The organism is Maritimimonas sp. 2205BS37-2, from assembly GCF_056591755.1.
The window spans coordinates 100,006-120,416 of sequence record NZ_JBWQOI010000001.1; the positions used below are offsets into that span (position 1 = coordinate 100,006).

Annotated in this window: 20 protein-coding genes; 13 read left to right on the forward strand and 7 right to left on the reverse strand. The window is 33.7% G+C overall.

Annotation, left to right across the window (positions count from 1 at the left end):
- Positions 1 to 10 precede the first annotated feature (10 nt).
- The 12 genes from pfkA to guaB all read left to right on the forward strand — a co-directional run bounded on the left by pfkA (position 11) and on the right by guaB (position 12,156).
- Entirely contained in the window at positions 11 to 997 is a 987-nt protein-coding gene (pfkA, locus tag AC1EUU_RS00455) for a 6-phosphofructokinase (RefSeq protein ID WP_480199403.1), read from the forward strand.
- A 13-nt stretch (positions 998 to 1,010) separates the two neighbouring features.
- A complete protein-coding gene (gene gap / locus AC1EUU_RS00460; RefSeq protein ID WP_480199404.1) occupies positions 1,011 to 2,036 on the forward strand; it encodes a type I glyceraldehyde-3-phosphate dehydrogenase in 1,026 nt (341 codons plus the stop codon).
- A 113-nt stretch (positions 2,037 to 2,149) separates the two neighbouring features.
- Positions 2,150 to 3,010 carry a hydroxymethylglutaryl-CoA lyase gene (locus AC1EUU_RS00465; protein ID WP_480199405.1) on the forward strand — a complete coding sequence of 287 codons (861 nt, stop codon included), beginning with the start codon at positions 2,150 to 2,152 and terminating at the stop codon, positions 3,008 to 3,010.
- Between the two features lie 10 nt (positions 3,011 to 3,020).
- The gene (locus AC1EUU_RS00470; protein WP_480199406.1) at positions 3,021 to 4,568 is read left to right on the forward strand and encodes a bifunctional metallophosphatase/5'-nucleotidase; all 1,548 of its coding nucleotides are present in this window, start codon (positions 3,021 to 3,023) and stop codon (positions 4,566 to 4,568) included.
- Positions 4,569 to 4,630: 62 nt separating this feature from the next.
- Positions 4,631 to 4,984, forward strand: coding sequence for a DUF6686 family protein (locus AC1EUU_RS00475; RefSeq protein WP_480199407.1), 354 nt, complete (start codon positions 4,631 to 4,633; stop codon positions 4,982 to 4,984).
- Between the two features lie 138 nt (positions 4,985 to 5,122).
- On the forward strand, positions 5,123 to 6,295 hold the full coding sequence (locus tag AC1EUU_RS00480; RefSeq protein WP_480199408.1) for a porin: 1,173 nt from the start codon (positions 5,123 to 5,125) through the stop codon (positions 6,293 to 6,295).
- Between the two features lie 112 nt (positions 6,296 to 6,407).
- Positions 6,408 to 6,947: an FMN-binding protein gene (locus AC1EUU_RS00485; RefSeq protein WP_480199409.1), complete on the forward strand. Its 540-nt coding sequence runs from the start codon at positions 6,408 to 6,410 to the stop codon at positions 6,945 to 6,947.
- Between the two features lie 3 nt (positions 6,948 to 6,950).
- Positions 6,951 to 7,439: a hypothetical protein gene (locus AC1EUU_RS00490; RefSeq protein ID WP_480199410.1), complete on the forward strand. Its 489-nt coding sequence runs from the start codon at positions 6,951 to 6,953 to the stop codon at positions 7,437 to 7,439.
- Positions 7,440 to 7,481: 42 nt separating this feature from the next.
- Positions 7,482 to 8,201: a hypothetical protein gene (locus AC1EUU_RS00495; protein WP_480199411.1), complete on the forward strand. Its 720-nt coding sequence runs from the start codon at positions 7,482 to 7,484 to the stop codon at positions 8,199 to 8,201.
- An 83-nt stretch (positions 8,202 to 8,284) separates the two neighbouring features.
- Complete coding sequence (locus AC1EUU_RS00500) at positions 8,285 to 8,512, forward strand: FeoA family protein (protein ID WP_480199412.1); 228 nt, start codon at positions 8,285 to 8,287, stop codon at positions 8,510 to 8,512.
- Entirely contained in the window at positions 8,509 to 10,482 is a 1,974-nt protein-coding gene (gene feoB, locus AC1EUU_RS00505; protein ID WP_480199413.1) for a ferrous iron transport protein B, read from the forward strand. The genes AC1EUU_RS00500 and feoB overlap by 4 nt, the downstream gene beginning before the upstream one ends.
- 198 nt (positions 10,483 to 10,680) lie before the next feature.
- Positions 10,681 to 12,156 (forward strand): IMP dehydrogenase, encoded by a 1,476-nt coding sequence (gene guaB, locus AC1EUU_RS00510; RefSeq protein ID WP_480199414.1) that lies wholly within the window; start codon positions 10,681 to 10,683, stop codon positions 12,154 to 12,156.
- A gap of 52 nt (positions 12,157 to 12,208) precedes the next feature.
- On the opposite strand, the gene AC1EUU_RS00515 is transcribed toward guaB, so the two are convergent.
- From AC1EUU_RS00515 to AC1EUU_RS00545, 7 genes are all read right to left on the reverse strand, one after another.
- A complete protein-coding gene (locus AC1EUU_RS00515) occupies positions 12,209 to 13,258 on the reverse strand; it encodes a glycoside hydrolase family 26 protein (protein ID WP_480199415.1) in 1,050 nt (349 codons plus the stop codon).
- Positions 13,259 to 13,468: 210 nt separating this feature from the next.
- Positions 13,469 to 15,793, reverse strand: coding sequence for a TonB-dependent receptor (locus AC1EUU_RS00520; protein ID WP_480199416.1), 2,325 nt, complete (start codon positions 15,791 to 15,793; stop codon positions 13,469 to 13,471).
- Between the two features lie 63 nt (positions 15,794 to 15,856).
- On the reverse strand, positions 15,857 to 16,156 hold the full coding sequence (locus AC1EUU_RS00525; protein WP_480199417.1) for a hypothetical protein: 300 nt from the start codon (positions 16,154 to 16,156) through the stop codon (positions 15,857 to 15,859).
- Positions 16,157 to 16,179: 23 nt separating this feature from the next.
- Positions 16,180 to 17,001: a TerC family protein gene (locus AC1EUU_RS00530; protein WP_480199418.1), complete on the reverse strand. Its 822-nt coding sequence runs from the start codon at positions 16,999 to 17,001 to the stop codon at positions 16,180 to 16,182.
- A gap of 4 nt (positions 17,002 to 17,005) precedes the next feature.
- Entirely contained in the window at positions 17,006 to 17,380 is a 375-nt protein-coding gene (locus AC1EUU_RS00535; protein WP_480199419.1) for a DNA topoisomerase IV, read from the reverse strand.
- A gap of 2 nt (positions 17,381 to 17,382) precedes the next feature.
- Positions 17,383 to 18,723 (reverse strand): adenylosuccinate lyase, encoded by a 1,341-nt coding sequence (purB, locus tag AC1EUU_RS00540; RefSeq protein WP_480199420.1) that lies wholly within the window; start codon positions 18,721 to 18,723, stop codon positions 17,383 to 17,385.
- A gap of 69 nt (positions 18,724 to 18,792) precedes the next feature.
- Positions 18,793 to 19,326: an adenylosuccinate lyase gene (locus AC1EUU_RS00545; protein ID WP_480199421.1), complete on the reverse strand. Its 534-nt coding sequence runs from the start codon at positions 19,324 to 19,326 to the stop codon at positions 18,793 to 18,795.
- Between the two features lie 281 nt (positions 19,327 to 19,607).
- On the opposite strand from AC1EUU_RS00545, the gene AC1EUU_RS00550 reads away from it, so the two are divergent.
- The gene (locus AC1EUU_RS00550) at positions 19,608 to 20,333 is read left to right on the forward strand and encodes a toxin-antitoxin system YwqK family antitoxin (RefSeq protein WP_480199422.1); all 726 of its coding nucleotides are present in this window, start codon (positions 19,608 to 19,610) and stop codon (positions 20,331 to 20,333) included.
- Positions 20,334 to 20,411 lie beyond the last annotated feature (78 nt).

Genomic DNA, 20,411 nt, shown 5'->3' on the forward strand with positions numbered 1-20,411 from the left:
GCTTTTAAAAATGAAGAATAGAATTAGAAAAATAGGTGTTATTACATCAGGAGGTGATGCTCCGGGTATGAATGCTGCAATACGTGCAGTGGTTCGTGCTTGTTCATATTATAAGGTAAAATGTGTTGGCTTTTATCGAGGCTATCAAGGTATTATCGAAGATGATGCGGTAGAATTAACTGCTCGTAGTGTTAAGAACATTATTAGTAAAGGTGGTACCGTTTTGAAAACGGCACGATCAAATGCTTTTAGAACCGTAGAAGGTAGAAGACAGGCGTACGAGAATTTAAAAAAGAATGAAGTTGACGCTTTGGTATTAATTGGAGGTGACGGAACGTTTACCGGAGGCGTTGTTTTTAGTAAAGAGTATAAGCTGCCATTTATTGGAGTGCCAGGAACCATAGATAATGATATCGCGGGTACAGACTATACAATAGGTTATGATACGGCTTTAAATACGGTTGTAGACGCTATTGATAAAATTCGAGACACTGCCATTTCTCACAATCGATTATTCTTTGTTGAAGTAATGGGGCGTGATGCCGGTTTTATTGCTTTGAATGCCGGTGTAGGAGCTGGAGCTGAAGAAATATTGATTCCTGAGGAGGATCTTGGTTTAGATAGATTGCTTGAATCATTAAAGCGTAGTAAACGCAGTGGCAAGTCATCTAGTATAGTTGTGGTTTCTGAAGGAGATAAGATCGGTAAAAATGTGTTTGAATTAGCCGATTATGTAAAAGAACACCTACCAGAATATGAAGCACGAGTTTCTGTGCTTGGTCATATGCAAAGAGGAGGAAGCCCAACATGCTTTGATCGAGTACTGGCAAGCAAATTAGGTGTTAAGGCAGTAGAGTTTTTATTAGACGGCCAATCAGACGTAATGGTTGGATTTGTAAATAGTGAAGTAGTGACTTCTAGTGTTGAAGGGGCTATAAAACACGAGCCAGATATCAATAGAGAATTATTAAGAATATCAGATATATTATCAATATAAATTAGATTAAAAAATGATTAAAATAGGAATTAACGGATTCGGAAGAATAGGTAGAATTGCTTTTAGAGCGACAGTTGAAAGAAACGATGTTCAAGTAGTAGCAATTAATGATCTTCTTGATGTGGACTATTTAGCATATTTATTAAAATATGATTCAGTACATGGAAAGTTTAATGGTGATGTTGAGGTTAAAGACGGAAAATTAGTAGTAAACGGTAACGAAATTAGAGTAACCGCCGAAAGAAATCCTGAGGACTTAAAGTGGGATGAAGTTGGTGCAGATTATATTATAGAATCAACAGGATTCTTTACAACAAAAGAGCAAGCAGGTTTGCATTTAAAAGCCGGAGCAAAGAAAGTTGTCATTTCTGCTCCTTCTAAAGATGCTCCAATGTTTGTAATGGGTGTAAACCATGAAGAAGTTAAAGAAGAAGATACTGTTATTTCTAACGCTTCGTGTACAACAAATTGTTTAGCGCCTGTTGCTAAGGTGTTAAATGATAAATTTGGTATTAAAGAAGGCCTAATGACAACAGTGCACGCTTCTACCGCTACGCAAAAAACGGTTGATTCACCATCAGTAAAAAACTGGAGACTAGGTAGATCTGCAATACACAATATAATACCATCAACAACAGGTGCTGCAAAGGCAGTAGGTAAAGTAATACCAGAATTAAATGGTAAACTTACCGGTATGGCTTTTCGTGTACCAACAATGGATGTATCGGTTGTTGACCTAACCGTGAATTTAAACGAACCAACTACGTACGAAGCTATTTGTGATGCTATGAAAGAGGCTTCTAAAGGAGAACTAAAAGGAATTTTAGCATATACAAATGATGACGTAGTATCGCAAGATTTTGTTGGTGAAATATGCACTTCTGTATTTGATGCCAAAGCAGGAATTGCCATTTCTGATACATTTGTAAAAATAATCGCTTGGTACGATAATGAATATGGATATTCTAATAAAATCGTAGATTTACTAATACACGCTGCAAAAGTAAATTCTAATAAAAAAGAAGCGGTAATGGCATAAATCAAAAAAGATAATTGATACTAAAAGATCCCGCTTTGCGGGATTTTTTTATGCTTTAATTCTAGCATATCCTAAATAGCTATATCTCAATAAAAGTAGTATTTTTATCAGCGATGACTTCTACTGTAAAAATTATTGAATGCCCACGAGATGCGATGCAAGGCATTAAAGAATACTACATTCCTGCTGCTATAAAATCGGCCTATATCAATTCACTATTAAAGGTTGGATTCGATACAATAGATTTTGGTAGTTTCGTTTCTCCTAAGGCGATACCACAAATGCGAGATACAGCAGAAGTTTTAGGGCAGTTAGATCTCTCAAATACTCAAAGCAAATTGTTGGCTATTGTAGCTAATGTGCGTGGAGCGAATGATGCTTCGCATTTTGAAGAAATTAATTATTTGGGTTATCCATTTTCTATTTCAGAAAATTTCCAGATGCGCAATACGAGTAAAACAATTGCTGAATCGGTTGAAGTACTTAATAAAATATTAAATATTGCTACAAAATCAAATAAAGAGGTGGTAGCGTATCTGTCAATGGGCTTTGGAAATCCATATGGAGATCCTTGGAACGTGGAAATTGTAGCAGAATGGACAGAAAAACTGGCATCATTGGGAGTTAAGATTCTTTCCTTATCAGATACTATAGGTAGTTCAACACCCGAAATAATTGATTATTTGTTTGCTAACCTAATTCCTCAATATCCAAATATTGAATTTGGAGCACATCTGCATACAACGCCTACAAAATGGTATGAAAAGGTTGACGCTGCTTATAAAGCAGGATGCAAACGATTTGACGGAGCGATAAAGGGATTTGGAGGTTGCCCAATGGCAAAAGATGAATTAACCGGTAATATGCCAACGGAACACCTTGTTGCCTATTTTCAAGATAAAAAGATCAATATTAATATAAATAAAGAAGCCTTTGAGCGATCGTATAAGCACTCTTCAAAAGTATTTCATTAAAAACTAAACCATGCGGAGACTACATTTATTTTTTACATTCTTTTTAATAACAGTTCTAATCTCGTGCAGATCAGTTAAACATACTACTACCGAAAGAACCTCAATAAAAACTGATGATAATAAAATTAGTTTTACTTTTTTACAATTGAATGATGTATATGAAATTGCGCCCCTTGAAGGAGGGAAGGTAGCTGGTATGTCACGCGTAGCTAACTTAAGAGGTCAACTTAAAAAAGAAAACCCTAATACGTTCACCTTTATGGCGGGTGATTTTTTAAACCCGTCTTTATTAGGAACGTTAAAAGTAGATGGGCAACGAATTAAAGGAAGGCAAATGATTGAAGTCATGAATGCCTTAGGAGTTGATTTAGTCACTTTTGGAAATCATGAATTTGACCTAAGTAAAAATGAACTACAGCAACGATTAAATGAATCTCACTTTGCGTGGACATCAGCAAATGCTCGTCAGAAAGTATGTGGAACAACGTATCCTTTTTATCGAGAAAAAAATGGCATTAAAGAATTTGCAGGAGACACTCATATTATGGAAGTTAAAGATGCAGATGGAACTACAATTAAAATTGGATTTTTTGGTGTTGTTCTGCCATCTAATCCCGTAAGCTATGTGCATTATACTGATATGTACGAACAATCAAAAAGAGCTTATAATTCCTTAAAAGAAAAAGCAGATCTCGTTTTTGGCTTAACACATGTTGAGATAGAACAAGATCGTAAAATTGCCGAGATGTTGCCTCAACTTCCATTAATTATGGGAGGGCACGAACATAATAATATGTTAATTGAGGTTGGTCAAACAAAAATTGCAAAGGCTGATGCGAATGCAAAAACAGTATATGTGCATAAAATTCATTACGATAAAAGAACAAAACAATTGCAATTAACTTCAGAGTTGGTGCCTATTAATGAAAAAACAGGGGAAGATGAAAAAGTAAAAGCTATTGTTAATAAATGGAATGAAGTCTTAGAAGCCAAAATTAAAGAAATAGTAGCAAACCCTTATGAGGTAATACATGTTACTAAAACACCTTTAGATGGAAGAGATACATCTATAAGAGGTGTGCAAACAAACCTTGGTGAGCTAATAACAAAAGCAATGGCTTACGGTTTTGACAATAAAGTTGATGCGGCCTTGGTTAATGGTGGCTCTATTCGTTTAGACGATCAACTGGAAGGCGCAATTAACAGTGTTGATATTTTTAGAGTTTTACCTTTTGGAGGAGGAATTCTTAAAGTAGAATTGAAGGGAGACTTGCTAAAAAAAGTATTAGATTATGGTAAATCACAGGCTGGGGATGGAGCCTATCTTCAAAGATATTTAGTTGCTAATGAGAATGAAGAATGGCTTATAGATGGTAAACCTATTAACCCTGATAAGGTGTATACAGTGGCTTTTAGTGATTATTTACTTAGGGGTTTTGATATTCCTTTTTTAAAACCTGATAACGAAGGGGTAATCTCCGTTTATACTCCTAAAAAAGATGAGTTGGGCTTTGATATTCGTAAAACCGTAATTGCTTATTTAAAATCTGGAAAATAATTATTTAGAATTATTCTAAATAATAAAAACTTCTACTATATTTGCATATCTAAAATAGAGATATGTGCGATCAACTGAATATCATTAGTAAAACAAAAAATGGCATTGTTTTTCTTTGTAAGAATTGTGAAAACTATAGGGTGCAATTTAATAACCTAGATTTTAGTTTTGATGATAAAGAATACTTCCATTTTTGCGAATATATTTCAAGTATCGATCTTGGCTATTTTAATCACTATTTTGATGATCCTTTGCAGGACAAAAAGATACCAATCCCCATAGGGCATAAAAACTTAATGGTAGCTCTAAATTTTAATGAACTTAAAGAACTCCAAACACTTTTTTCTCATTCTAAGAACCCAAATTACACATTGATAAATCTTGACAAAATCAATTATAAGTTATTTATGAATTGACATTTACTTCTGATTGTCAGTTGATTATAATTTTATCTAAAATTAATCTAAATAAATTTTGCTCAAACATTTTAGTAATGTACATTTGCCCTCGAAAACAATTTGTTATTTGTAATTAGTCTAAATAAAATTTAAAAAATGAAAAAAATCAGCCTATTCATTGGTCTAATACTACTTAGTTTAAACCTATTTGCTCAAACTGTTCCAGATTCGTTAAATACGAACCCACAAAACCAACAAAATGCAGCCCAACGTATCCTTTCGGGTAACATAAATACAGGTGTAACCGTTGGGGGATATGGTGAAGTACTTTACAATCAGCCAGAGGGTGACAATGGGGAGCTAGATGTACAACGTTTAGTTATTCTTTTTGGCTATAAATTTAATGATCGCACCCAATTTGTAACTGAGATAGAATTTGAGCACGTTGAAGAGGTTTTCGTAGAACAGGCGTTTTTACAATATAGTGTAAGTGATAATGTAAATTTGAGAGCTGGTTTAATGTTAGTGCCTATGGGTATTGTTAATGAATTTCATGAACCTACAACATTTAATGGTGTAGAACGACCTAGTATTGATGGAGCGATTGTTCCTACAACCTGGCGTGAAATTGGTTTTGGAGTTGCTGGTAGATTAAACAATGCCTCTTTACGTTATCAGGCTTATATTATGAATGGTTTTAAATCTACAACGCCAGATGGTGACGGTGTAAGAGGTTTCTTAGGTGGAAGTTCTGGATTACGTGGAGGACGCCAGAAAGGAATTCAATCAACTATAAACAAACCTACATTTTCTGCGAAATTAGATCACTATGGTATTCCAGGATTGCGCTTAGGGCTTTCAACTTATTTAGGAAGAACACAGGCTGATGATGATGTAGACGCCATAGAAGGTTCAGATGTTGGTATCGCAATGTTTGGTTTAGATGCACGATATGCTTACCAACGATTTACCGCAAGAGGACAATTCATTCATGCAAATATTTCTGATTCAGAAGAATATAATAATCTCACCGGAAGAAACTTAGGAAGTGCCTTACAAGGTTGGTATTTAGAAGCGGCCTATAATTTATTATCGCAAGAGAAAAAACAGCAATTATTTGCCTTTGCTCGCTATGAAGACTATGATACACATCATTCAGTAGATGGAGATTTGGAAAGAAACCTTTCATATGATAGAGATGAATGGACCTTTGGTTTAAGTTATAAATTAGCTCCCGGAGCTGTTGTGAAAGCAGATTATCAAATAAGAGATAATGCGGCAAATACAGGGACCAACAGACTTAATTTTGGCGTTGGTGTTTGGTTCTAAAAATAATTATTTGAGTTAGTAAGTTTGTTAAATGAAAACCGAAGTAGCATAAATTTACTTCGGTTTTTACATTTATTTAGATTTATTTTAAATAAAATACTACTTTTGTAACATGAATTTTTCAAGGATTGTTGTTGTAATTTTAGCTTGTTCAGCGTTTTTTTTGATGTCTTTTAATGGCCTTTCTAAGAGCATAAAAAAGAAAGTTGATAAAGAAATTAAATCAGCTTTTAATGCAGAAATTTTTCAATTAGAGCCAGTTGAGGTTACAAATGAACTTAATGTTAAGTTACAGACCAAGATTAAAAAAAATACCTTTTTCAAAATTCATTCTAACAATAAGCTCATTGGCTATGCATTTATTGATAAAGCGCCAAGCAAAACTGATGAGTTTGATTATTTAGTATTGTTTGACACCAATCTAATAATTAAAAAAACAAAAGTTTTGGTTTATCGAGAAGATTATGGAGGTGAAATAGGCAGTAAGCGCTGGTTGAAACAGTTTATTGGAAAAACATATGCTGATAGATTAAAATATGAAAAAGATATTATCGCTATTTCTGGTGCTACCATATCAGCTAATTCTATGACGGTTGCTGTTAACAACCTATTAAAGTCTATAGATACATTACAAAAGCATAAGATTATTTAATGTATGCAGCTTAACGGATTGCTTTTAACCTTACCGAAGGAAATCAAATTACTCATAGGTGCTTTTCTAGTAGTGCTAAGTATTGGTTTTTTCAGTGGATTACTCTTTGTAGATAAAACTACCTCGTTGCAACCTTCAGGCATTGAAGAAAACTATAATGGCAATGAAGATCAGGAAGACATTACAGTAATGAAATTTAAAAAATCCGATAAAGAAATGCTTACTACGGTTCATACGCATATTTTATCGATGTCATTGATCTTTTTTCTTACCGGATTAATTCTCTCAACAGCTAAATTAAACAATAGCCTGAAGCTGTTTTTAATGATCGAACCTTTCTTTTCTGTTGTTTTTACTTTTGGAGGAATCTATTTTCTCTGGAAAGGTATGTCTTGGATGAAATATATTGTTATGATCTCTGGTTCTTTAATGACCCTTTCTTTTGCCCTAGCTGTTATAATAATTTTCACACAATTACTTAAGAAAAAATAAATTACTTGTTTTTCATTATTTTTATAGAAAGCCTTAAGTATAGTGTTAAGTAAAGTAAACCTGCATAAAACATTACTAAAAGAACGTAGTAAAACGATCAAAAACAATGATGCTTTAGTGTGGGTTGCGCAAATTTTTACCGACTTAGATACGCAAAGGGAAGCTACACTTCAAAAAGTAAAATCTTCACAAGAACAGGCTTCAAACAAATTTAATAGTGATAAAATTGATGTAAATAGGGTTTTTCATATTAATGATATAAAAAAGATATGTATAGACTATAGACTCCGGTTTTTAGATACAAAATTTTTTAAAGGAGGCTATCCGGAAGAAGTAATTTCTAAGATTCATGAATTAGAAAAAGAGCATGAAACCGAACTCAACGGATTTAAGATTATTGCACCTTCGAAGCTATTCGTTTTAAAAAAGGCTGATGATCCTTTATTATTTGCACCCATGGGGAATGACTATTATTATTTTATTCACAAATGGGGCAAGGATCTACACCCATTACGAAAGTATAAGGTATGGTCTTTAAAGAATGTTGGTAATCTAATTGCGATAACTTTAGTAGCTAGTTTACTACTTACTTTAGTCTTTAAAGACTTTGTATTTGCAAATAATGCAAGTCCAAAATATTCATTAGTATTATTTCTTTTCGTTTTTAAATTTGCTATAGGATTTATTCTTTTCTATGGTATTACAACCGGAAAGAACTTCAATGAAAATATCTGGAAAAGTCAGTATAACAAAGTACAGTAAACCTCCTAAAAAAATCGCACTTCATTAATTAGATTAATTCTAAATAATGTGTATTTTTGCTCACCTAATAGGCGACAGCGAATATGTTAATTACGATTGATGAATTGATAAAGGGAGAGCGAGCAGTTATCAAAAAATTTTTGATTAAGAAAATTCCTTTAAAACTAATAGAAATGGGATGTATAGAAGGCAGCCATGTCGAATTAGTGCAGCATGCTCCGTTCTCAGACCCGTTATATCTTAACATTAACGGCACCTATTTAGCTATTCGCAAAGAAACGGCAGCTTTAATTCAAGTAGAACGTGTATGAAAGAGCGGTTGAAAGTTGCCTTAATCGGTAATCCTAATACTGGGAAAACCTCACTATTTAATAGACTCACCGGCTTAAACCAAAAAGTAGGTAATTATCCAGGGGTTACCGTAGATAAAAAAACTGGAAATAGTCGATTATCAAAAAATGAGCAAGCCAAAATTATTGACCTCCCCGGAGCCTATAGTTTAAACCCGAGCTCGTTAGATGAAGACATTGCCGTTAAAGTACTTTCTAACGCTAATAACAAAGATTACCCTGATATTATTGTGGTGGTAGCAGATGCTCAAAATCTAAAACGTAACCTCTTATTATTTACTCAAGTTAAAGATTTAGGCTTACCTACTATTTTGGCAATCAATATGCAAGATCAAATGAAAAGTAGGGGCATTTCTATTGATGTAAAGAGCCTGGAGAATGATCTAAAAACCAAAATTGCATTAATCAGTACTAAGAAAAATACTGGTATTAATGAGCTAAAACAACTCATTTTAGATTATAAGAATCTTCCTTTAGAACCTTGTTTTACTGATATAAATGGGATATTAGACAAACAAAAAAAAGGCGAGAAAAAACAAAAACATCGCGAAACGATTAAGCGCTATCAGTTTTTAACAGATATCCTTAATAAATCTTATACGATTAACCGAGATAAGGCAACCGACTTGCGTGCTAGACTTGATGCAATACTAACGCATCCTGTTTTTGGATATATAATCTTCTTTACCATTTTATTTTTAATTTTTCAAGGGTTGTTCTACTGGTCAGAAGCCCCTATGGATTATATTGATACTTCATTCGCATCATTAAGTGAATGGGTAAAAAATACCTTACCAAAAGGAGCTTTTACTAATCTATTGGCTGAAGGCGTTATACCTGGTATTGGTGGAGTAGTAATTTTTATTCCTCAGATCGCCTTTCTCTTTATGGTTCTATCAATATTAGAAGAAACAGGATACATGAGTCGTGTTGTCTTTTTAATGGACAGGATTATGAAACGATTTGGACTAAGTGGAAAAAGTGTGGTCCCTTTAGTTTCGGGTACCGCTTGTGCTATACCGGCAATTATGGCTGCTAGAAATATAGAAAGCTGGAAAGAACGTTTAATTACTATTTTGGTAACACCGTTTACTACCTGTTCTGCAAGAATACCCGTATATGCTATTATTATTAGCTTGGTAATTCCAAATAATGCAATACTTGGCGGCTTTTTGAACCTGCAAGGCCTTACATTAATGTTGTTGTATTTATTAGGCTTTGTATCGGCTATTATAGCAGCTGCAATTTTAAATCGTACACTAAAGATAAAATCTAAATCGTATTTCGTAATCGAAATGCCAGATTACAAACTTCCATTGTTTAAAAATGTAATCTATCATGTGCTTGAAAAAACCAAAGCTTTTGTATTCGGAGCTGGTAAGATTATTCTAGCAATTTCAGTGCTCTTGTGGATATTAGCCTCTAATGGACCAACCGAAAAATTTAGTAATGCTGAAGAAATCGTAAAAAGAGACTATGCCAATACGATAAATGATGTTGATATTGACACTAAAATAGCATCTTATAAATTAGAAAATTCATACATCGGTATTTTAGGTAAAACCATTGAACCTGTTATAAAACCTTTAGGTTACGACTGGAAAATTGGTATTGCATTAATTACCTCATTCGCAGCGCGAGAAGTTTTTGTAGGGACATTGGCTACCATTTATAGTGTAGGCTCAGAAGAAGAAGACTCTATAAAGAATAAATTACGGAAAGAGCGACATACTATTTCAGGGAAACCCGTATATAACTTGGCTTCGGGAATCTCTATATTGCTATTTTATGCCTTTGCCATGCAATGTATGAGCACTTTGGCAATTGTAAAAAGAGAGACCAATAGTTGGAAATGGCCTATGATACAGTTAACGTCTATGACAATTATTGCGTATATTTCTGCTTTATTGGCCTTTCAATTCCTAAAATAATGCAGTGGGTTCAAAACATATTGGTGATTTGTACAGCGCTAATTGCAGTATATATTCTCTACAGTAAATTCTTTAAAAAAAAGAAGAAAACACATGACTGTGGTGGAAGTGATTGTAACTGCTAGTTTTAACTGTTTTTATTGTTTCTAATTACTTTAAAAGAAGTATATTTGCTCGCAATTAAATCTTAATTGCACCATGAAAGCTCATCAGTCTAAATTTGTTGGCGAAGGATTAACATACGACGACGTATTACTCGTTCCGGCTTACTCAGAAGTTTTACCACGCGAGGTCAACATTCAAACAAAATTTACCAGAAATATTACGATCAATATACCAATAGTATCTGCTGCCATGGATACGGTTACAGAATCGGCAATGGCAATAGCCATTGCGCGCGAAGGAGGAATTGGTGTTCTACATAAAAATATGACCATAGAAGCACAGGCAGGTGAAGTGCGAAGAGTAAAAAGGGCAGAATCAGGTATGATCATTGATCCGGTAACTTTACCAATTTCGGCAAAAGTAATTGATGCCAAACGTAATATGGCAGAGCATAAAATTGGCGGAATTCCGGTGGTAGATGATGAAGGTAAATTATTAGGAATTGTAACCAATCGTGACTTGCGATTTGAGAAAAACAATGAGCGTGCAATTTCTGAAGTAATGACAAGCGAGAATCTTGTAACTGCAGGTGAGGGAACTTCATTAGGTGATGCTGAAGTAATCTTACAAGAAAATAAGATTGAAAAACTTCCGGTTGTTAACGAAAACTATAAACTTATAGGATTAATCACCTTTCGTGATATTACAAAGCTAACCCAAAAGCCAACAGCTAATAAAGATAGGTATGGTAGGTTACGCGTTGCAGCAGCAGTAGGTGTAACCCCAGATGCCGTTGATAGGGTAGAAGCTTTAGTAAATGCTGGTGTTGATGCCGTGATTATTGATACTGCGCATGGGCATACAAAAGGTGTGGTTGAAGTTTTAAAAGAGGTAAAAAATAAATTTAAGAACTTAGATGTGGTTGTTGGAAATATTGCTACGCCCGAAGCCGCAAAGTATTTGGTAGAAGCTGGAGCTGATGCTGTAAAAGTAGGAATTGGTCCAGGGTCTATTTGTACAACAAGGGTGGTTGCCGGAGTAGGGTTTCCGCAGTTTTCTGCCGTGCTAGAAGTGGCCGAAGCAATTAAAGATACCGGAGTGCCCGTTATTGCAGACGGAGGGATTCGTCATACAGGTGATATCCCGAAAGCCATTGCGGCGGGAGCAGATAGTGTAATGTTAGGATCTTTATTAGCTGGAACTAAAGAATCTCCAGGAGAAACCATTATCTATGAAGGGCGTAAGTTTAAATCTTATCGCGGAATGGGCTCTGTAGAAGCTATGAAACAAGGCTCAAAAGATCGTTATTTTCAAGATGTTGAAGACGATATTAAGAAATTGGTGCCTGAAGGAATTGTAGGGCGTGTACCATATAAAGGAGAACTATTTGAAAGTATTCATCAGTTTATTGGAGGATTACGAGCCGGTATGGGCTATTGTGGATCGAAAGATATTCAAACACTTAAAGATTCGGGTAAGTTTGTAAAAATAACGGCTTCTGGGATCAATGAAAGCCATCCGCATGATGTTATGATTACTAAAGAAGCTCCAAATTATTCAAGGAGATAACCAACCGATTATAAGTTACATAAAGCAACTTAATAATACGAGGATTTTAAAGCTATTCCGGTAACGTACCCCAAGGTTTATTAGATGCATTTAGGTAACGTAAATTTTGTATTTCCTCCTTCCATTTTTTTGAAATATACTTGCTAACTTGAAGTCTAGAATCTACTTTTTTGAATACGGGACTTGAAATCCACATAGGTTGAGAAGACCAATCTGAATTTATATAACTAAATGCTTTTATAACGTCGGCGTTATCTTTTATAGTATTAAAAAAGGGAACGAACCATTCTTTCCATATTATTTTTTCATATACCGTTTTCTTTAAATCACTATCAAAGTATAGATTTTCTATTTGCCTTACTGGAGTGGCTTCAGAAATAAATACCGGCTTACCATGCTTCCTTGCAAAAAGAAGCATTTCTTGATCTGGTTGTCCAAAATATGAATAAGCACACCAATCTACTAAACCATCTCCTGGGTACCATCGCTCTAAAACCTTCTGATTTGATCCCTCGCCTTTTGATTGCCAAACAAATGCAACATTAGTTATTTCCATTCTTTTAAAAATTGAATGTATTCTTTTCCATGCATTTAAATAATGTTTCCTTTTATAGTGATTCCATTCCCAGCCATCAAACTCATAGCCGATTCTTAAAAAAACAGGACGCTTCGCAGATTTAATCCACATGCCGAGTTCTTCAATTAAGAGATCATGCTTTCCTTTAGAAATATTTTTCTCATGATTAACAAGTGATAATCCAATGGCAATTGCGCTATTTTGATAGGTTGTATCCTGAAGGTAGAGATTAGCCCATGAATCTCCTGCTCCCCAATTAGCCTTAGTTTTGATTCCGTCTAATCCCTTATTATAATATCCAAAAGATTCATCACCAGGTGATAGGTTTGTATATGTAGTGATACCGGCAGGAGTTTTGAAATAGTCTGTATATCCGTTGCTATAAGTTTCTAAACCACCTATTGCGGTTAAATCTTGGCCAATAAAAACGAGGCATTTTCCGTCTGCGGGTTCATATTTTTGTGCAAGCAGTGAGTGTGCTGAACAAAAGAGTAATATTAATAGAACTATGCTCCTGATTCTCATAAGTTCTAAAATTAAGCAGAAAGTTTAAATATTAAATTATTGACCAACAATTATATTTCAATCTTTTATTTTCTATCGAAAAAAATACCCTCTGATTTTAAACCGGAGGGTATTTTAAACTAAAATATGGTACTCTATTGTACAGTTATATTAATTTAACTGTTTAAAGCTAAAGCAAGTTTTAATTCATCTTCAGGGGGTATTAAAAGGTTAAATATTAAATTGTAGACCTACAACTATATTTCTACCCATATTTTGTATACCATCATTTTTCAATCGAGAAAGATGAGAAATATATTCTTCATCCAGCAGATTGTTAACATTTAAACTGGCATTAAATTTTGTTTTTCCTAAAGAGAAATCACCTCCAAAACCAAAGTTAAGTAAGCTATAGCCGTCAGTTACTGTTTCGAATTGACTTACATTATTCTGTTCAAAAGCTGTTTCTAGAGTTAATGCAATAAATCCATCTTTTAACCAATTACTATTGTTAAATTCTGCTCTTATTGTATTATTCCATTGGTTCGCAGGTATTAAAGGCAAGTAATCACCATTATCTTGTTCACCAATAACTAATTCAAAACTACTTTCTATATGCAACCAATCTAAAGGGTGAGGGTGAAAGTGAAAACCAGCCTCTCCACCATAAAGTTTAGCATTTTCTTGAACATAATTAAATACGGCATTATCTTCTTCAAATTCGCCGGTTGGACTAATAAAAATATAATCGTTAATGGCATTATAAAACGCATTAACGAAAAATTCTATATGTTCATTCTTATATTCAAGTGCTAAATCTACCTGGTAATTTTGCTCATTATTTAGATTAGCATTACCAATTTCAAAACGATTGGTACCATGATGCACCCCATTGGAAGTTAGTTCAGCTAAATTTGGAGCTCTAAACCCTGTTGCTAAATTCAAACGTGTGGTAATTACCTTAAATAAAGTTGTTTTGTAACCCAATGAAGCTGTAAAACTATTAAAAGAGCGATCAATTGCTTCAAAAACGCGCTCTTCTTCTTCATGCTCTTCTTCCTCTTCCTCATGTTCTTCACCTTCCTCGTGATGTTCTTCTACAATCATTCTTTCAGACGAAATATTTCTATTGTCAAAACGAATTCCACCCTGTATATGATGATCATCCCAAGTATATGCTACGGTACCAAAAACACCAATATCATTTACCTTAGCATTAGGAATTAAAAGCTCTTCACCAAAATTTCTATTTTCTTGATGTAAACCTTGTACTCCAAATATAGTTTCTAGTTTACCAAACTTTGGTAAATGATACTTTGCATCATAGGTTAAGGTTTTTAGCTTCATATGTAAGGCTAATTCCGGAGCTTCTTCGTCGTGTTCTTCTTCATGTTCCTCCTCTTCTTCCTCGCCATGCTCCTCCTCGTGTCCATGCTCACCTTCAAACTCTTTTCTATTATTGGCAACGTAGCCAATATTGAAATCAAGGTTTGAATTTTTAAAATAAACATGATTATGTAGACTTAAAATATGATTATCAATACGTTGATATGGTGCTTCAAGAGCAATATGAGTGTTTTGCTCACCAATTTCTTCTGGGATACCAATTCTAGACTGATTATAATTATAGCGTAGTTCAGAACTAAAACTTTTTAGTTCTAATCCCAATGCCGTTTTCATATCATATTCACTAAATCTTGAGTTTGTAACGCGTTCGTCATTTCCAGTTTTATAATCAATATGTCTATTATAGGTTCCACGGCCCAAAAATTTTAATTTATCACCCGATGCTTTAAAAACATATGATGTATTTGTTCCTTCTGTATTCGAAAAATATTTAGAACTTACATTAGAACTCACTGAATTAGTTTTAGCGAATTTTTCTGGATTTAAATATAAAACTCCACCTAAAGCATCAGAACCATAAAGCAAAGATGCAGGACCTTTTATCACTTCTGCACTACCGATACCGGCTTCATTAATACCAAGACCATGCTCATCACCAAATTGTTGATTTTCTAATCGTATACCTTGCGTATAAACCAAAACGCGATTGCCGCTAAGCCCTCTTATAACAGGCTTACCTATATTGGTTCCGGTAGAAATTGATGAAACTCCCGGAATAGTAGTTAGTCCCTGAATTAGAGTAGGAGCACCGGCTTTTTGAATTTGTTCAATGCTTTTATGTTCTACTTTCATTACATTTTCACTTTGTAATTTATTGAAAGGAGTAGACACAATAATTTCATCCATTTCAAAAACAGATTCCTTTAGAGCAATATTTAATTCTTGAGGGGCATTATTAAAAGTTATTGTCTTCACGACAGATTGATATCCTATAAAAGCAAAAACAATAGTTACTTTACCATTGGGTAAATTTTTAAATTCGTAAGAACCATCTTCATTAGAAGTTACGCCTTTATGTAACTTAGGTGCATAAATTTCAACACCAAATAAAGGTGCATCATTGGTATCGGTTACCTTTCCGCGTATGCTATTTTGGGCATACGAAAAAAAGCATAATCCTATCAATAGGATTGATAATTTTAATTTCATTAGTAGTATATTTTATTGTTGTATTCTCAGTAAATGAGAAATTCATTGTTGATTGTTGAATTTTTAAACAATAAAATATGGCGGCGCTCTTGATGACTTAAGTTTGGTGAGACCAAAAGATATTGTTTGTGTGTCATCGATAAAATGAACAACAAACTTTTTAGGTATAAAAAAAGAATATGCAATACCTGTGTCAAATGAATTTTGCTGCACAGGAGTGTGGTAGATACTACAATCTAAGTCTTTATTATGAAAATGCTTTACATCTTTAGCCGTACAAACTGCATGCTCATGACTATTTAAAGCATGAGATGCTTGTAAAGCAAAAGGGAAAAGAACTACCAGAGTTAGTAGTATCGCCAAAATTTTATGCCGTAAAGCCGATTTCAATGTTCCTTTTTAGATTTTAAAACTGTTTGAGCATTCTTACGCAGGCGGAAGTTAAGCATTTCAACGCCTAATGAAAATGCGATGGTAAAATACAAATATCCTTTAGGAATCACACCTACTTCGGTGTTAAATATTTGTAAATGTGCCATATGTGCTCCTTCTGAGATCAATATGAATCCAATTAGAATTAAAAATGCTAAACCTAACATTTGTACAGTTGGATGCTTGCTCACAAATTTGTTTACCGGGTTTGCGAATACCATCATGATAATCATTGACAAAACTACGGCAATTATCATAACGATTAGAGCTTCATCTATAGACGTTGCTTGTTTATCAATACCAGTAGTCATACCAACCGCTGTTAAAATAGAATCGAATGAAAAGACAATATTGATCATTGTAATTTGAAAAATAACGCTATTCAATGAAGTCTTGGCCGTAGCTTTTTTAACTTCATCTTCTTCTTGACCTTCAACCTTATGATGTATTTCTTGAACACTTTTATATAATAAGAATAATCCACCACCGAGCATAATGAGGCTTTGCCCAGTAACACCAACTTTTAACCAAGAAGTATCAATATGATAGATTACTTTGTCCATTGCAGTGAGATACGAGATTCCAAAAAGAAGAATTACGCGTAAAAGCATCGCTAAAAAGAGACCGATATTGGTAGCTCTTTTCTGCTGCTCTCCAGGTAATTTATTTGAGGCAATCGATATAAACAGGATGTTATCTATACCAAGTACAATTTCTAAGAAAACGAGGGTTAATAGCGCCATCCAAATACCTGGATCGGAAAACATTTCTAACATGGTTTTAGTTTTTTAGTTTTACAGCTTTGCCGGTTTGTTTAAAATTTGAGCCTTTATAATAGGCTTTAAATTTATATGAATTGCCTTTAACACCAGTAATCTTTACATAAAAAGGAACACTATCCAGTCCTTTTTTAGGGTTCACCTTGGTTAAAATATATTCAAAGTTAGACTTCCACTTAATATTGAATGTGTCTTTATGATTGTTATAAGTTTCTATTTGAATGGAGTCATTTCTTACCGCTGTAGAAACCGCATCAGAATCATCTAAATAGGTAGTAAAAGTACCCGTTCGTAAACTTTCAGCATTGAGTTTTTCACCGCTTTCACAAGATGAAAACATAAACAAGATACCAACAATTAGAGCGAAAAATTTCATGATTAAATGCCTGTATAATTACTTGGAGTGATTGCTTTTAATTCTGACTTAATGGTATCAGAGATATCTAATTCTTCAATAAAAGAAGCAATAGATTTCTGATTGATTTTCTCATTAGTTCTTGTTAAGCCTTTTAAAGCTTCATATGGATTAGGATAATTTTCTCTACGTAAAATAGTTTGAATAGCTTCGGCAACCACGGCCCAATTATTTTCTAAATCTTGCTCAAACTTTTCTTCATTTAAAAGCAATTTATTTAACCCTTTCAACGTAGATTTAAATCCAATAATAGTATGTGCTATAGGAACACCTACATTTCTTAAAACGGTAGAATCTGTAAGATCACGTTGTAATCTCGAAATGGGTAGCTTGGCAGCTAAATGCTCAAAAATGGCATTTGCAATGCCTAAATTACCTTCAGAATTTTCAAAATCTATTGGATTTACTTTATGTGGCATTGCCGATGAACCTACCTCACCTTTTTTAATCTTCTGTTTAAAATAATCCATTGAAATGTAGGTCCAAATATCTCTATCAAGATCAATTATAATAGTATTGATTCTTTTTAAAGTATCAAACAAAGCAGCCATATGATCGTAATGCTCAATCTGAGTGGTTGGAAATGAATGTTGTAATCCTAAACTTTGAACAAAACTTCCTCCAAAATCCTTCCAGTTAATAGTTGGATATGCTACTTTATGTGCATTAAAATTACCTGTGGCTCCACCAAATTTTGCGGCACTCGGTATATCATTTAATAGATTGAATTGTTCCTTTAGGCGAACCACAAAAACCTCTATTTCTTTACCTAAGCGTGTAGGAGAAGCCGGTTGCCCATGGGTACGTGCGAGCATTGGAACGTTTGACCATTCTTTGGCAAAAGCTTCTAGTTTTTCAAGAAGCATAAAATACTCGGGTACATAAACATCACCTATTGCCTCTTTTATGGATAACGGTATGGCAGTATTATTAATATCTTGTGAGGTAAGTCCAAAATGAATAAACTCTTTATATGCTTGAAGCTCTAAAGCATCAAATTTTTTCTTAATAAAATATTCAACAGCTTTTACATCATGATTTGTTACCTTTTCAATCTCTTTGATCTCTAAAGCATCTTCGGATGAGAAATTTTTGTAAATAGCTCTTAAGTCTTCAAATAAGTTTTGATCAAAAGCCTCCAATTGTGGCAAAGGAATTTCGCAAAGTGCAATAAAGTACTCTATTTCTACTTGTACTCTATATTTTATTAAGGCTTCTTCAGAAAAGAATGGTGCCAATTGAGATACTTTGTTTCTATACCTACCATCAATTGGTGAAATAGCGTTCAAGCTGTTTAAATTCATTAGATCTGCTGTTTGAGCAACAAAAATAATGATTTAAAGAGAAGTGAAAACCAAAAAGTTAAAAGATTTCTAGGCCATGTTATTTTTACCCATTTTCTCTAATATTTTAGCCGCTCGGGCTCCATAGGCTGAGCTTTCGGCGTCAATATCGCGCTCTATAATAAGCTTTAATTCGTAGTGAATCCAATTCATTTGATTACCTAGAAAATAGAGTGCTTCCATGGCATGTGCCTTACTGGCTACTTTGGTATCTTTCATTAACCAATCAAAACAAGTTTCAATAATTTGTTCTGTTTGCTCTTTGGTTACAATTACTTTTATTGGTGAATCAAATTTAGAATCAACTTCTTTTGCAATGAGATTACAGATTTTTGCTGCAGGCCTTATGGCGCTTTCATTTTTTAGATAAGCAATATTTTCTATAAAATAAGGTAAGTTATAGGCAATCCAATCTACCCGCTCTTCACAGACTGTCTCTAGAATCAAAGCAGCCTTGACAGCGGTTTCGTCATCATAATCAAATGCAATCTCTATGAGTGATTTAAAAAGAACTTCATTTTTTAAAATTACTTTACTCACTTTATCTTTATGAGACTTGCTCATAGTTTTGATTGCATTCAATTCTTTTAATAAAGAATACTTTGTCATTTTAGTTATGGCCCCCATTTTCTTTTTCGGCTAATTCGGGTTTAGTTAATATTTAGGCTTCTATAGGATAGTTAAAAACTCATTTTTTAGCATTTTATTATATAAAGAATAGAAATTTAGTTCCATATTTTTGCTATTCGTTAAAAATAAAGCAGTTAAAATTGCGTTTGTATTTTTGACTTGGTATAATAATTGTTTTACTACAACAAAAAATAACTTATTGAGTTTATAGCAATATGAAACTACTTAGAAAAACAGCTTTTTTTTGTGTTACTTTTTTAATGTTCTTTACTGTTGATGCCCAAGAAGGGGTTAATAAATTTGATAAAGATGGTAAACGAAATGGAGTATGGCGTAAGTATTACAACAACGGGCGCGTTCGCTACTCTGGTCAATTTGAGCATGGTAAAGAGGTAGGTACTTTTAAATATTATTCTGCAGCAAGTTCTGATTTCCCTATTGTAATAAAAGAATACAATCGAACAGATAATACAGCAAATGTAAAGTTTTACACGCAAAAGGGTATTTTAGAAAGCAAAGGATTAATGATTGGTAAGAATAGAATAGGGAAGTGGTTATACTTTCATATAGATGGGAAGACCGTAATGTCTGAAGAAAATTATAATGATGGTAAGCTAGATGGTGTGTATAAAACTTTTTATAATTCTGGCAAACCAACCGAAATTGCCCATTATAAAGATGGAAAGCTAGATGGAAATTATAAGAAGTACTCAATTAAAGGTCATTTGTACCAAGATTTTAATTATAAGAATGGTTTATTAAATGGTCCGGCAGCATATTATAATAGAAAAACAGGAGAATTAACTACTAAAGGACAATTTAAAGACGATATACGCGTTGGTACTTGGGAGAACTATGTTGATGGAGAGTTAGTAAGTACAGAACAACCAAATAAAAAGAAGCCACGTTTGAAAAAACAGGTGGCAACAAAAGAGAATTAAAAAACCCTCAATACTAAACTGAGTTAGCGCTAAACATTTAAAACTAATCAAACCATAGCTAAGCTATGGTTTTTTTAT

Bases quoted from the DNA above. Each gene is read 5' to 3' on its own strand.
- purB (WP_480199420.1), bottom strand. From the start codon at position 18,723: ATGAATTTAAACAGCTTGAACGCTATTTCACCAATTGATGGTAGGTAT.
- AC1EUU_RS00530 (WP_480199418.1), bottom strand. From the start codon at position 17,001: ATGTTAGAAATGTTTTCCGATCCAGGTATTTGGATGGCGCTATTAACC.
- AC1EUU_RS00515 (WP_480199415.1), bottom strand. From the start codon at position 13,258: ATGAGAATCAGGAGCATAGTTCTATTAATATTACTCTTTTGTTCAGCA.
- AC1EUU_RS00465 (WP_480199405.1), top strand. From the start codon at position 2,150: ATGACTTCTACTGTAAAAATTATTGAATGCCCACGAGATGCGATGCAA.
- AC1EUU_RS00470 (WP_480199406.1), top strand. From the start codon at position 3,021: ATGCGGAGACTACATTTATTTTTTACATTCTTTTTAATAACAGTTCTA.
- pfkA (WP_480199403.1), top strand. From the start codon at position 11: ATGAAGAATAGAATTAGAAAAATAGGTGTTATTACATCAGGAGGTGAT.
- AC1EUU_RS00535 (WP_480199419.1), bottom strand. From the start codon at position 17,380: ATGAAATTTTTCGCTCTAATTGTTGGTATCTTGTTTATGTTTTCATCT.
- AC1EUU_RS00490 (WP_480199410.1), top strand. From the start codon at position 6,951: ATGCAGCTTAACGGATTGCTTTTAACCTTACCGAAGGAAATCAAATTA.
- AC1EUU_RS00550 (WP_480199422.1), top strand. From the start codon at position 19,608: ATGAAACTACTTAGAAAAACAGCTTTTTTTTGTGTTACTTTTTTAATG.
- AC1EUU_RS00500 (WP_480199412.1), top strand. From the start codon at position 8,285: ATGTTAATTACGATTGATGAATTGATAAAGGGAGAGCGAGCAGTTATC.
- gap (WP_480199404.1), top strand. From the start codon at position 1,011: ATGATTAAAATAGGAATTAACGGATTCGGAAGAATAGGTAGAATTGCT.
- AC1EUU_RS00485 (WP_480199409.1), top strand. From the start codon at position 6,408: ATGAATTTTTCAAGGATTGTTGTTGTAATTTTAGCTTGTTCAGCGTTT.
- guaB (WP_480199414.1), top strand. From the start codon at position 10,681: ATGAAAGCTCATCAGTCTAAATTTGTTGGCGAAGGATTAACATACGAC.
- AC1EUU_RS00480 (WP_480199408.1), top strand. From the start codon at position 5,123: ATGAAAAAAATCAGCCTATTCATTGGTCTAATACTACTTAGTTTAAAC.
- AC1EUU_RS00545 (WP_480199421.1), bottom strand. From the start codon at position 19,326: ATGAGCAAGTCTCATAAAGATAAAGTGAGTAAAGTAATTTTAAAAAAT.
- AC1EUU_RS00475 (WP_480199407.1), top strand. From the start codon at position 4,631: ATGTGCGATCAACTGAATATCATTAGTAAAACAAAAAATGGCATTGTT.
- feoB (WP_480199413.1), top strand. From the start codon at position 8,509: ATGAAAGAGCGGTTGAAAGTTGCCTTAATCGGTAATCCTAATACTGGG.
- AC1EUU_RS00520 (WP_480199416.1), bottom strand. From the start codon at position 15,793: ATGAAATTAAAATTATCAATCCTATTGATAGGATTATGCTTTTTTTCG.